Origin of the sequence: Paraburkholderia sediminicola (genome assembly GCF_046030555.1) — a bacterium.
In the GTDB taxonomy this organism is placed as follows: Bacteria; Pseudomonadota; Gammaproteobacteria; order Burkholderiales; family Burkholderiaceae; genus Paraburkholderia; species Paraburkholderia sediminicola_E.
The window spans coordinates 543505-556243 of the sequence record NZ_JAQQCH010000002.1 but is presented as its reverse complement, the minus strand read 5'-3'; the positions used below and the strand labels follow the sequence as shown (position 1 = coordinate 556243).

General features: G+C 63.5%; 12 protein-coding genes. 2 read left to right on the top strand and 10 right to left on the bottom strand.

Annotation, left to right across the window (positions count from 1 at the left end):
* Window positions 1-42: 42 nt before the first annotated feature.
* The 4 genes from PQQ52_RS05655 to PQQ52_RS05640 all read right to left on the bottom strand — a co-directional run bounded on the left by PQQ52_RS05655 (window position 43) and on the right by PQQ52_RS05640 (window position 4364).
* Window positions 43-1383 carry an aspartate aminotransferase family protein gene (locus tag PQQ52_RS05655; RefSeq protein ID WP_408207653.1) on the bottom strand — a complete coding sequence of 447 codons (1341 nt, stop codon included), beginning with the start codon at window positions 1381-1383 and terminating at the stop codon, window positions 43-45.
* A 55-nt stretch (window positions 1384-1438) separates the two neighbouring features.
* Window positions 1439-2938 carry an aldehyde dehydrogenase family protein gene (locus tag PQQ52_RS05650; RefSeq protein ID WP_408207651.1) on the bottom strand — a complete coding sequence of 500 codons (1500 nt, stop codon included), beginning with the start codon at window positions 2936-2938 and terminating at the stop codon, window positions 1439-1441.
* A gap of 232 nt (window positions 2939-3170) precedes the next feature.
* Window positions 3171-3611 carry a hypothetical protein gene (locus PQQ52_RS05645; RefSeq protein WP_408207649.1) on the bottom strand — a complete coding sequence of 147 codons (441 nt, stop codon included), beginning with the start codon at window positions 3609-3611 and terminating at the stop codon, window positions 3171-3173.
* 12 nt (window positions 3612-3623) lie between these two features.
* Window positions 3624-4364, bottom strand: a complete 741-nt coding sequence (locus PQQ52_RS05640; protein WP_408207647.1) for a helix-turn-helix transcriptional regulator — start codon at window positions 4362-4364, stop codon at window positions 3624-3626.
* A 232-nt stretch (window positions 4365-4596) separates the two neighbouring features.
* Between PQQ52_RS05640 and PQQ52_RS05635 the strand changes: the two genes are divergently transcribed.
* Window positions 4597-5382: an SDR family NAD(P)-dependent oxidoreductase gene (locus PQQ52_RS05635; RefSeq protein ID WP_408207645.1), complete on the top strand. Its 786-nt coding sequence runs from the start codon at window positions 4597-4599 to the stop codon at window positions 5380-5382.
* Window positions 5383-5390: 8 nt separating this feature from the next.
* On the opposite strand, the gene PQQ52_RS05630 is transcribed toward PQQ52_RS05635, so the two are convergent.
* From PQQ52_RS05630 to PQQ52_RS05610, 5 genes are all read right to left on the bottom strand, one after another.
* On the bottom strand, window positions 5391-6194 hold the full coding sequence (locus PQQ52_RS05630) for an SDR family oxidoreductase (RefSeq protein ID WP_408207643.1): 804 nt from the start codon (window positions 6192-6194) through the stop codon (window positions 5391-5393).
* Window positions 6194-7006 (bottom strand): MoaF C-terminal domain-containing protein, encoded by an 813-nt coding sequence (locus PQQ52_RS05625; RefSeq protein ID WP_408207641.1) that lies wholly within the window; start codon window positions 7004-7006, stop codon window positions 6194-6196. The genes PQQ52_RS05630 and PQQ52_RS05625 overlap by 1 nt, the downstream gene beginning before the upstream one ends.
* Before the next feature lie 216 nt (window positions 7007-7222).
* Window positions 7223-8344 carry a histone deacetylase-like amidohydrolase gene (locus PQQ52_RS05620; RefSeq protein ID WP_408207639.1) on the bottom strand — a complete coding sequence of 374 codons (1122 nt, stop codon included), beginning with the start codon at window positions 8342-8344 and terminating at the stop codon, window positions 7223-7225.
* Window positions 8345-8402: 58 nt separating this feature from the next.
* Window positions 8403-9638: an MFS transporter gene (locus tag PQQ52_RS05615; RefSeq protein WP_408207637.1), complete on the bottom strand. Its 1236-nt coding sequence runs from the start codon at window positions 9636-9638 to the stop codon at window positions 8403-8405.
* Between the two features lie 112 nt (window positions 9639-9750).
* Entirely contained in the window at window positions 9751-10812 is a 1062-nt protein-coding gene (locus PQQ52_RS05610) for a porin (RefSeq protein ID WP_408207635.1), read from the bottom strand.
* Between the two features lie 355 nt (window positions 10813-11167).
* Between PQQ52_RS05610 and PQQ52_RS05605 the strand changes: the two genes are divergently transcribed.
* Window positions 11168-12307, top strand: coding sequence for a response regulator transcription factor (locus PQQ52_RS05605; RefSeq protein WP_408207633.1), 1140 nt, complete (start codon window positions 11168-11170; stop codon window positions 12305-12307).
* Window positions 12308-12316: 9 nt separating this feature from the next.
* Here the strand turns inward: PQQ52_RS05605 and hpaR are convergent, their stop codons facing one another.
* The gene (gene hpaR, locus PQQ52_RS05600; protein WP_097393792.1) at window positions 12317-12724 is read right to left on the bottom strand and encodes a homoprotocatechuate degradation operon regulator HpaR; all 408 of its coding nucleotides are present in this window, start codon (window positions 12722-12724) and stop codon (window positions 12317-12319) included.
* Between the last annotated feature and the right edge of the window lie 15 nt (window positions 12725-12739).

Sequence of the window (12739 nt, the reverse complement as noted above, 5' to 3'; positions counted from 1 at the left end):
CCTGTGCATTCTGCAGCGCGCTTCAACACTTGACCAAGTCAATTATGCAAATTTCACTTCATCGAATCCCGCGGCCAACGCGCCGACGAGCGCGTCGAGTTGCGCCGATTCGACCACCAGCGGCGGCGACAGGATGATTTTCGTGCCGACCGGCCGTACCAGTGCGCCGTGCGCGCGGGCCACTTCGGCCACCGCGTTGGCATAGCCCGAGGTCGGGTCGATCGGCTCGCGAGTCTGCTTCGACTTCACCAGATCGAGCGCGACCATCAGGCCCTTACCGCGCACGTCGCCGACCGCCGCATAGCGTTCGGTGAACGGCCGCAGCGCTTCGAGCAGATGCGCGCCCTGCTGTGCGGCGTTGGCCGGCAGGTTCTCGTCCTTGACGATCTTGAGGTTGGCCAGCGCTGCCGCGCATGCAACCGGGTGCCCGGCATAGGTATATCCGTGCATCAACGCGCCGGTGAAATTCGCGTTGTTCATGAAGGCCTGCTCGATACGCTCGTTGAACGCGGTCGCGCCAAGCGGAATGTAGCCGGAGGAAATACCCTTCGCGAAGCACATGATGTCGGGCTTGACGCCCCAACCGCGACTGCCGAACATGTTGCCGGTCCGGCCAAAACCCGTGACGATTTCGTCGGCGATCAGCAGAATGCCGTACTTGTCGCACACTTCACGAATCAGCGGCCAGTAGTTGTCCGGCGGCACGATCACACCGCCCGCGCCTTGCACCGGTTCCGCGATGAACGCGGCAACCGTGTCGGGGCTCTGGAAAATGATCTCGCGTTCGAGCATCTCGGCACAAATCCGGCCGAGCTCCGCGGGATCCTGAGTGAACGGATTGCGATAGAGCCACGGCGTTTCCACATGAAAACAACCTGGCAAATTTGGCTCGTAGTTGCGGCGGAACGCCGTATTGCCGTTCACTGACGCGCCACCGAAGTGCGTGCCGTGATAGCCCTGCTTCAGCGAAATAAACTTCGTGCGGTCCGCCTCGCCTTGCAACTTCCAATACTGACGCGCGAGCTTCAACGCGGATTCGACCGCGTCCGAGCCGCCTGAACTGTAGATCACGCGGCGCATGCCTTCCGGCTCGAGCATATCGATCAGCACCCGCGACAATTCCTCGGCGCGCGGATGCGAAATACCGTCGAACAGCTGGAAGTATTCGAGTTCGTCCAGTTGGCGCACAATCGCGTCCTTCACTTCACGCCGGTTGTGGCCGACGTTGACGTTCCAGAGACCGGCCACGCCATCGACGAGCTTATTGCCACGATCGTCGAACACATAACAGCCGTCGCCGCGCACGATACGGATCGGCTCGCGATGCTGCATTTCCGCGGGGTGCTGCATTGGATGCCAGAAGGCGGAATCGTTCGTTCCCATAGTGCTTACTCCATTAAGTCCAGTATGTTGGTAGGTTCGTGTGGCTGCATTCAACTTAATGCGCGATGCACACGGACTTGGTTTCCGTAAAACCTTCGACGGCGTACTTGCCGAACTCGCGGCCAATGCCCGACTGTTTGAAGCCGCCGAACGGCATGCTGGGATCGAGCGGTACGTGGCAGTTGACCCACACGGTGCCTGCCTCGATTTGCGGTACGAGGTTCATCACGGTCTTGAGGTCATTGCTCCACAGACTCGCGGCGAGGCCGTACGGCGAGTCGTTGGCGAGACGCAGCGCTTCGAGCGGATCGTCGAACGGGACGATAGCGAGCACGGGACCGAACACTTCGTCGCGTACGATTGCCGCGTCATGCGGCACGTCGGCGATGACCGTGGGGCGAACGTAGTAGCCCGGCAGATCCACCGGCTTGCCGCCCGCCAGAAACTTCAGGCCGGCTGCCTGAGCGCGCGCGATGTGCTGCGTGACGCGGTCGCGGTGCTGCGCGGACACCAACGGATTGATCTGCGCAGTCGGGTCGAGGCCAGCTCCCAGTGTCATGGCGTTGGCCATATCGGCGAGACCTTCCGACACTTGCCGGTACCGGCTGCGATGCACGTAAATACGCGAGGCCGCCGCGCATACCTGCCCCTGATTGAAGAAGCCGCCGGCCAGCGCGCCTTGAATCGCCTGCTCGACGTCGATATCGGCGAGCATCACCGCCGGATTCTTGCCGCCGAGTTCCAGTGAAAAGCGCGTCATGTTCTGCACGGCCGCCGTGCCGACCAGCTTGCCCGTCGGCGTCGAACCGGTGAACGAAATCTTGCTGATGCCAGGATGCGCCGCCAGCGCGGCGCCGCATTCACGCCCACCGGTGACGACGTTGAAGACGCCCGCAGGAACACCGGCTTCCAGCGCCAACTCGGCGAGACGCAATGCGGTCAAAGGCGTTTCCGGCGACGGCTTGATCACGATCGTGCAGCCCGCCGCCAGCGCCGGCACCAGTTTCCACACGGCGATCATCAGCGGGAAATTCCACGGCACGATGCCCGCCACCACGCCGATCGGCTCCTTGCGCGTGAACGCCGTATAGCGCGTACCCGGCGGAAACGGAATCGACACGTCCAGCGTTTCGCCGGTAATCTTGGTCGCCCAGCCCGCCATGTAGCGCACGTATTCGATCGTCGCGCCCACTTCCACCGCGCGGGCGATGTTGATCGACTTGCCCTGATTCAAGGTTTCGAGTTGCGCGAGGTCTTCCGCATTGGCTTCGAGCAGATCGGCGAAGCGCAACAGAATGCGCTCGCGATCGGCGGGACGCAGGCCGCTCCACACATGCGCGTCGAACGCGGCGCGCGCGTTGCTCACTGCATGATCGACATCGGTTGCGTCCGCATCCACGACGGTCGCGAGGCGTTCGCCGCTCGCCGGATTGAACACGTCCAGCCGACGCTCAGAATGCGCGCGTTGCTGCGCGCCGCCGATAAACAGGCCGAAATCGCGTTGCACGAACGCGCGAACCGCATCGCTGACGACAACCGTTGCATCGTTACTCATATCCTGGGCCTCTCGTTGGTGTCTCATTGCTATCCGACTCGTGGCCACGGGGCCAACGTGTTGAAGCATGGTGTCACGCCGGTTCGTCCACCGTTAGCGCAAATCGGCAGGCGCGCCGCGCTTAAGGGAAAACATCTAGCGCTCGCCTGCGCTCGCATGTCTGGGGCTACGCGCTAGCGTTGCTTTCCTGCGGTTAATTGCTTGCAGGTACGTGCCAGGGGTACGCTCCCGATCACGCGTAAAGGCAATGCTCGAATGCATCACGTTGCACGAACAACCGTTCGGGCAGCAGCACCGCTTCGGCCGCATTGATCTGCATAAGCAGCGCAAAACGCACGCCATCGCTATGGCCGACAATTGCACAATTCGTTTCTACGAAGCCGCGGTTAAAGCGCGGATCGCCGCTCAGAATGTCGACGTCGTCATGCAGGCCGACACACCGCGCGTCATCGACGATGTTCCAGCTATCCGGCAAACGCAGCAGAATGTCGGGCACGTCTTCTTCACGCGAGATCACCGCGGCCAGCGCAGCCTGCCGGCGTTGGAACCAGCGAGCGCCATGCATGCTGTCGGCGCGTTCCACCGCGACGGCCGCGACGGCGTAGAGGAGCATCGGCTCATCCGCCTCGACCGGTTCGAAGCGCGTGTCATTCATCGGCCAGGTGTCGATCATGGCGTCGGACCTTTATAAAAACAGCGCGCCGATCATTTCCGTGCGGCTCGACACGCCGAGCTTGCGGAACATGCGCAGCAGGTGGGTTTTGACGGTCGGCTGCGCGAGCGCGAGGTCGCGTGCAATCTCCTTGTTCGACAAACCGTTGCGCACGAGGCGCGCAATCTGTTGCTCGCGATGTGTCAGATTGGGACGGATATCGGTGTCGGCGTCTCCCTCGTGGCGCAGATGCGTGCGCATGGGCCGCTGATCGCGCAGCGCCGGCACCAGCGCGGCCTCCAGCAGGGGTTGCACCGCCCTCGCGTGCCGCTGATCGTCCTCGGAAAATGATTCCGCGGGCGCCATGCGCAACAGCGAAAACGCGGCCACAGGACGCGTGCCTCGCGTGTCGTCACGCAGCAGCACCTCCATCACATCGACCACGTGGTGGGGATTCAGGAAACGCCGCCAGTACACCGAGCCGCCACGCGCAGTCTCGGGGAGTGCCCCCGCGAGCGTGATCACGCTGGCTGTCTGCGCCGCAAAGCGCGACGGATGCATCGGATCGAGCGTGCAATAACGCTGCAAATACGTGCGATGCATGGTCTCGGTCATGCCGAACAGCTCGAAGCCCGACGGTTCGTTGTCCGCGCCGACCCAGTAGAAGACCGTTGCCGAGGGCCGCACCAGTTGCGCGAGCGCGCTCACTGCGGCGCCCAGTGCGGGCATGAAGGCGCTTTGGGACGCGGCTTCGTCGCGAATCGTGTTCAACATGGCGCTCTCCCGGTTCACCCGCTCAAGACCATCGTACGAACGTGCGATTCCGTTGCGTGAGCACGAATTGGCAAATCGACGCGCCCCGCGCACCCGAACGACAGTCGCGTTGTCATCCTTTTGCCTGATTCCGCGCTACATCCGGCATGTCTAGACTCTGGGTTCACGTTTCACTCCTTTCATCACGCCAAATCACGTCCGATCACGTCCATTCACATTCGTAAGGAACGTCATGTCCCAACAACGCACCGTTGTCATCACAGGCGCAGGCACCGGCATCGGTGAAGCCTGCGCCCGCCTGTTTGCTTCGCGCGGCGCGCGCGTGGCGCTGATCGGCCGGCGTCGCGACCTACTCGAACGGGTGGCACGCGAAACCGGCGGCCTGGCGCTCGATGGCGACGCAGCCAGCGCCGCCGACTGGCAGCGCTTCATCGCCGCGATCAAGGCCGACGGCGGCGCTATCGATGCACTGATCGCCTGCGCCGGCGGTTTCGGCATGGGCACGGCCACCGAGACCGACGACGCCGCCTGGTCCGCCGCGATGCGCGCGAATCTCGACACGGCCTTCGTCGCCGCCCGCGCCTGCCTGCCCGATCTGATCGAACGGCGCGGCGCGATCGTGCTGGTCGCCTCGATCGCGTCGCTCGCGGCGGGGCCCGCCGTCTGCGGTTACACCACGTCGAAGCACGCGCTGATCGGTCTGACACGCTCGCTCGCGCGCGACTATGGCCCGCACGGCGTGCGCGTCAACGCGGTCTGCCCCGGCTGGGTCCGCACGCCGATGGCCGATGCGGAAATGCAACCGTTGATGCAGCGCTACGACGAAACGCTCGACGCGGCCTACCAGCGTGTGTGCGCCGATGTGCCGTTGCGTCGTCCCGCGCATGCAGAAGAAATCGCCGGCGTATGCGAGTTTCTGGCGTCGCCCGCTGCGTCGATCGTGACGGGCGCCACCCTCGTTGCCGACGGCGGCTCCTCGATCGTCGATGTGCCGACGCTGGCGTTCGACCATATGTAAGCCTGGCCCTAGCCCATCACGGCGGTCGACTCAGGCAAGGTCGCGCCGCCGTCGACCACGATGGTCTGACCGGTGATGTACGAAGCCGCATCGGAAGCCAGAAACAGCATGGCCGCCGCGATATCCGACGGCTCGCCCAGACGCCCGAGCGGAATAGCCTGTTCAATACGACGGTTGTGCGCGTCGTCGCCGAGATTGCCCATCGCGGGCGTGCGGATCATGCCGGGCTCGACGCCGTTGACCGTGATCCGGTGCTTCGCCAGCTCCAATGCCGCTGCGCGAATGAAACCGTTCACGCCCGCCTTCGACGCCGCATAATGCGCGAGCCCCGGATACGCCACACGCGGCCCCGTCACCGACGAGGTCGCCAGCATCCGGCCGCCGCCTTGCCGGATGAACGCGGGCGTCGCCGCCTGCGCGAGCCAGAAGAGCGCGGCCAGATTCACGGCGAAGGTACGTTGCAGAATTGCGGGCGTAATTGCATCGAAAGCAGTGAGTGGAAAATACGCGGCGTTGTGCACGACCACATCGAGCTTGCCGAAGTCCATTTCCACCTCGGCGACGAGGCGCTCGATCTGCGCGTACTCGGCCATGTCCGCGGCGTACGCGCGGGCCGCGCCGCCCTGCCGCGCGAGACGCTGCGCCGCTTCCGAGGCCGCGTCGACGCGCAAATCCGCAATCGCCACCGAAGCGCCGCGCGCGGCGAACGCCTCGGCAATGCCGCGTCCGATGCCTTGCGCGCCGCCGGTCACCAGCACCACCTTGCCGGCGAAATCACGTACGCTCGTCAACTGCTGCGTGGCGTCGCTCATTACGGATGCCGCGTCACGTTGAGCACTTGTGCAAGTGCGCCGACCGGGAAATTCGACAGCGTGTCGAACTGATTGCCCTGATAACCGAAAATCTTGCCATCGGTCTTCTTGCGTTCGAGGTCGATCATCACCACACCGAGCGTCGGAATGATTTTTTCGCGCCAGACGAACAGGTACAGATCTTTGGCGATGGCGATGTAGTGGCAACGGTCCACATCGGCGAGACCTGCTTCCACGCCCGAGAGACATTGCCACGCATAGAAGTTGTCGTTCAGATAGACGTGTTCGTACTGTTCCGTGGCGCTGTACGTGTATAGGTTGCGCATGCCGATCAGTTCGCGAGTCGGATGATGCAACGCTGCGTCTGCGCGTGCGTTAGCGCCCTGCTGCACGATCCTGCCGTGACGGAACTGCGCCTGTACGCCGGTCAATTCCAGGCCTCGTTCGACACGTGTGAACGCATCGGTACGGGCTTCGCTTTCGTTCGGCAAGGTGCCGACCACCGTCGTGCACAAACCCTGTTTCACATCGAGCACGTAGCTCGTTGCGGCCGGCCTCGAGCCATCGCCGCCGCCGATGTAATCGACGAAGTAAATGCCGTCGCGCACCGAGCTGACCCGGCATTCGAATTGGCCGTTTGCCGTACGCAGCACACCGGCGGAAACGAATGTCAATGTCTCGGCGGGGCCATCGGCGAATTCGAGCTGCAACGTGCGGCCGGTCAGATCGTCGACGGGCGGCAGGATGTGGCTGTCGGGGGCGAAACCTTCGGCCAGCGCGCCGACCTGGATGAAAACGGGTTGAGATGTCATTGTCTGTATTGCTCCAGTAGTTCGATGATTTGCCGCGGCTTGCCTTACATCGGGCACCAGGCCGCGGCGCCTGTGACTACTGTACGGAGGCCGCGGGCGCGGCGGCATCGACCATAAGGATGACAACGCCCGTGGCTTTGAACGGGCCAGAAGTGCCTGAAAGACCCCAATGCCCCTGGTCTTGGAGGCTTCGGGGCCTTTAGACGCTCGGAGCCTTTAAACGCCCAGCAGCAGTCCGAACTCGCCGGCCATCTCATCGATTAGCCCACGCTGAAATGCCTTGAAACGCTCGTTAGGCTGCTGCGCGATCGCCAGATCGAGCATCGGATCGGTCACTTGCGTACGCACGTCCGCCAGCGTCTCGACAATCGCGTGTCCGCAGAACGGCACATACGCTTCCGAATACCCGCCCTCGTGCACGATCACCAGCCGGCCGCCGCAATGACGTTCCGCGGCATCACGCATCAGTTGCGTCATCGTGCGATAGCTCTCGCTGTGCAGCAGCATCCGCGCGAGCGGATCGACCGCGCTCGCGTCGAGCCCGCTCGCCACGACGATCAGATCTGGCCTGAACGCGTCGAGCGCGGGCAGCACGATGCGCTCGAACGCATACAGATAGGCGTCGTGCCCACCGCCCGGCAACAATGGAATGTTCACGTTGGCACCCACGCCTGCGCCCGCGCCGCGCTCATCCGCGCCGCTGTAGCCTGGCGGAAAGCAGCGGTCCTGATGCAGCGAAATCGTCAGCGTGTTGGGATCGTCGTAATAGATCGACTGCGTACCATTGCCGTGGTGGACATCCCAGTCGATCACCGCGACGCGTTCAACGCCATGCTTCGCGCGGGCTGCTTCGATCGCAATGGGAATATTGGCGAGCAGGCAGAAGCCCATCGGCTTGTCGCGCAGACAGTGATGGCCAGGCGGGCGCGACAACGAGAATGCGTTGCTTGCCCGTTTGTCGAGCACGGTGTCGATCGCGCTGATAGCAAGCCCCGCGGAAAGCGCTGCGATTTCGTAACTGCCTTTGCCAAACGGTGCAAGATCGCCCAGATCGCCGCCGGTCGCGTCGCTGAGCGTCTTGAAGCGGTTCAGATACTCGCGCGGATGAATGCGCAGCAAATCCTCTTCGGTGGCAAGCTCCGCACCCTGCATATCGAGCGACGCTGCCAGCCCCGAGGTCTGGATCAACGCTAGCAGCCTGCGTTTCGAATCGGGCGATTCCGCGTAACCGCTGCTCGACGGCGGCTGCACCCAGCCGCCGACCGGAAAGAACAGCGCATGCGTGCCGCCTGTATGCCAGAAAGTGCGTTCGTCCGTGAAAAATGCCGTTTTGCTCATGATTTCTCTTACCTGTAGTTCACCTGCGGATTCAAATCGACCGGGTTCGACTGCACGGTCATCGACGCGCGCCCGACACTTCACGCCCGCTACGCTCGACACGCAGCAGGCAAACGAAAGACAGCGCACAGATCGCCGCCGCGCCCTGAAACAACGTATTGAGTCCCGTACCGGCGTCGAGGAGAAAGCCGGCGATCAGCGGACCGACCGCGAGCCCCGCGCCGATCACGAAGTTCAGCGTGGCGATCAAACGCCCCGAAGTATCGGTTTTTGCGGCGGCGGCGAGGATGAACGGCAGCACGAAGGTCCACGCGAATTTGAAGGCGAAGATCGCGGCGGCGTAGCCCGTCGAGCCGGGATGCGCCGACAGACCGAGCAAAGCCGCGACGAGAATCGCGTAACCCGTCAGCAGCATCGCGGCACGCGCGATCCGGTTGCCGATGAACGACGCGCATGCCGCGCCGACGATGCCCATCACGCTCGCAACCGCCAGCAGTTCGCCGGTGTGTCCGGCGTCGAGTCCGGCGAGCGACGCCGCCTTGCTCGCGAACGTCCAGACGCCGCCGATTGCCACATAGAAAGCGAGCACGCCGCCGATCACCAGCGTCGCGAGAAACCACGTGCTGCTTTTGCCGTTCAAGCCGGATGCGGCCTGTTGTGCCTGCTTGCCGCCGGCGCCGCCCAATGCCGGATCGAAACCACGCGTGAGCGGCGATGCGATCAGCGCGAGCACGGCCAACACCACATACAGCGCGCGCAAACCGAACGCGTCGAACAGATGGGGCAGCACGAACAGGCCGAGCGCACCCGCCACCAACTGACCCACCACCCACAAGCCATACACGCGGTCGCGATTGCCGCTCGTCGCCGCGCTCGTCATGCACAGCACCATCAGCGTGCCGCCGCCGAGCGCGGTCAACGCACGCAGCACCAGCAAGACGACAAAGCCCGGCATCAGCACCGCGGTGGCGAAATTGCCGATGCAAAACACCGCCGTGGCGATTGCGGCGACACGGCGCGCGTCGACACGTCCCAACCACAGCAGCGATGGCAAGGTCGCGCAGCTGAACGCGCCAAGTTCGACGAAGAAATACGTGCCGATCTGCGACGCGCTCAAACCGAGTTGTCCGCCAAGTTGCGCAGCGACTGCGGGTGCGACCAGTAGCAACAACGGCGTGATGGCCGCAAACACCACCAGCGACAACAGCGTGGACGTCGCGAATTCGCGCGGCACGGCCGTGGACGTCGCGGGAACAGCGGCCGTGGCAAATGAGGATGTCGAAGAAGTTTTCATGGGGCTCAGAGGTAACGGTTGCGGTTGCAACGAAGGTCGATACGCGGGCTATGAGAAGCGAATACAAACCGGCGCTGTCGACACTGAGGCGCCACGCCGGCGCCGGGCAAACTCAGAACGTGTGATACATGCCGAGCATCGCGCCGAACTGCGAGGCGCCATTGAGCGGCGTTGCGTCATATTCATAGACCGGCTGCGAGCTTTCACTGCTGTTGCGCGAGTAGCCGAGATTCACATACGCCACCGTGCGCTTTGACAGCGCATAGGTGCCGCTCGCGATGAACAGCGTCGGATGACCCACACTCGGCGTGTTCGACCAGGTCTGATAGACACCGCCCGCGAGGCCGACGAAATTGTTGACCTGGTAACGCGCCCCGCCCCACGCCACGGTTTTCGACGGCGCGAGCGATCCGGTTTGCCGCTCGGCACCGCCGTACAGTGAAAGCGTCGCAATGTCCCAATGCGCGGCCAGCGTGCCGATGGTCTGCTGCAGTCCCGAGGTGTCCACATCCCCCGACGCCGCGCCTTGCGCCCGATGCAGCGCCGCGCTAATGCCATAGCCGTTGCCGCCGAATTGGGCGCCGATTTCCAGCACCCGGCCCGAGCGCGAATTGCCCGCCACACCACCGGTCGCCGCCAATGCTTCGGCGCTGAAGCCGCCGTAATCCGCGGTCTTGAACTTCACCGAGTTATCGATGAAGTTGGCCGACAGCGGCACCAGCACACCCTGCCCGCTGTAAGCCGCGTACAGCAGCGGGTCGTAGAAAACCGTGCGGTCGAACAGCACGCTGAACTGCCGCCCGAGCGTGACGGTGCCGAATTTGCCAGTCAAACCGACATAAGCGCCGCGAAAGAATGCGTAACCGGGCACCGTGGCCGTGCCGTCGTTCACGTTGAGGCCCTGTTCGAGGCGGAAGATCGCCTGCAAGCCGCCACCCAGGTCTTCCGTACCGGTCAAACCGATCTGCGACGGCAACACGCCGTAGTTCTGCAAGTTGACCGCGCTGTGCTGACCGTCCGCGTTCGTGCGGTACTGAATGCCCGCGTCGATCAAACCGTACAGCGTGACACTCGATTGCGCGTGGGCGGTCGCGGCGCAAAAACCGGCCGCCATGCTCAATGCCGCCAATGTCCTTCGTCGACCGCCGCGCTGCCGTGATACGTTTCGTTTCATCGAGAAGCTCCAAACCGTCTGATGTTTTTGTAATGTGTCCGTTGCTGCGGGCTGCATCCCTCATCGAGTGCAACGGCAGTGTCGGTAGCGGCAATTGCGCTGAATAGACGTCCAGATGAACGGTATGGAAAACCCGCACGCCATTGCGCGAAGCCCCGGCGCGGTTGATAGGGGCAGCAGTGTTCAACGGCCCGGCGGACTGACGCGGCGCGGCATCCGCGGGCTGGGGCCGTTCAAATGAGGGGGGCGTAGCGCCATTTCCGTCGCTGCGTTTTTCAAAAAAGCGCCACGTATAATCGGTCGGCACGCCGCACGAGCGGCCGGACGCGCCTTATCGACAGCCCAAGGAGCCAGCGTGACAGTCACCGCGGACACAAAGCGGGTTATCGATCAGTGGGGTGAAATGCCCCCTGCCATTGCGCTCGACGATTACGCAGGCGCGCCACTCGAACAGCGCAGCGCCGACTTTGAAGGCACGCTTTCCGGCAACGGCACCGCTGCGCGCGGCCTGAGCCTTTTCCTGCTCGACCTCTATGCGCTCGCCAACCGCACCGGCATCGGCGAATTCGAGCACGGCTTCTTCCGTCTTCTCTCGCAGCATTTACCGTTCGACGCCGGCTGGACCGGCGTGACCACGCACACGGCCAACGGCCCCGTGATGCACAACAGCTTCGTCTACGGGCTGCCGGGCGAGTTCTTTACCGACTGGCAGCGCGTGCGCGACTGCGATCCGCTCGCGCTCGGCTCGATGAATCGCTACGGCCGCGCGCTGGAAGTGTCGATCGTGGCGCCCGGCATCGATTCGCGCTTTCGCAATTGGGCAATCAAATACGGACTCGCGCAACTGATGGTGGTGTCGGCGCTGGATCATCGCTTCGGGCTCGCGACCTTCCTCTCGGTGTATCGCCGCGCGCTCGACAAGCCGTTCTCCCCGGCGGATGCACAAACGCTGGAGGACGTGATTCCACACCTGAGCGCGGCGCTCACGATCAGCCGCTCGTTCCAATTGACGCGTGAGCGCGGCGAAAGCGTCTCTACGCCGGCCCGTGCGATTTGCGATGGCTTCGGTGCGGTGCACCAGGCGGATAAAGCGTTCGAAACCATTCTGCGCAGTGAGTGGCCAGGCTATCAGAACCAGCATCTGCCGGCGCCGCTGATCGCGCATCTGCATGCGGGCACGGGCCAGCCCTATGTCGGCGAGACGGTGACGGTGAGCTGCTCACCCGTGGTCGGCCTGTTTCAGCTGGAAGCGCGCCAACGCTCGCCGCTCGACCGTTTGAGTCCGCGCGAACTGAGTGCGATCAAACTGTACGGCGACGGCCTCTCACACAAGGAAGTCGCGCAACGCATGGCGATTTCGCCTGCCACCGTGCGCCACTATCTGCGCTGCGCCTATAAGAAGCTCGGCATGCACGACAAAAGCCAGATTCCGTGGCTGCTCGGGCTGCGGGAAACCGCTACTGCAAACGCTGCGACGCCTGACCAGGGCGATTGAGCAACCGCTTCACTCATCCTCTTCTTCGAGTCCGGCCAGCAGATCGTCGACCGCGCGATACACACGCTCGACGATTTCCGGCCCGACCTTCCGCTCCAGTTCGCGATAGTGCGCTTCGAGATCCTTCGAGATTACGCGCACCAGGTCCACGCTCGTCTCGGTGAGCGAGACCAGCACGCGGCGCTGGTCTTCCGCGAAACGTTCCTTCGTCACCAGCTCCATGCTCTCCATGCGCGCGAGCACGCCCGCCATGCTCGGGCTCGAAATCGTACAGATATCGGAGATGTGGCGCGGCTCCATCGGGCCGTGCTCATTGAGCGCGCGAATCACGCGCCATTGCTGTTCGGTCAGCCCGTGCGCGGTAATCAATGGGCGGAAACGCTCCATCATTTTTTCTCTGGCGCGCAGCAACAGCATCGGCAGGTTGCGGTG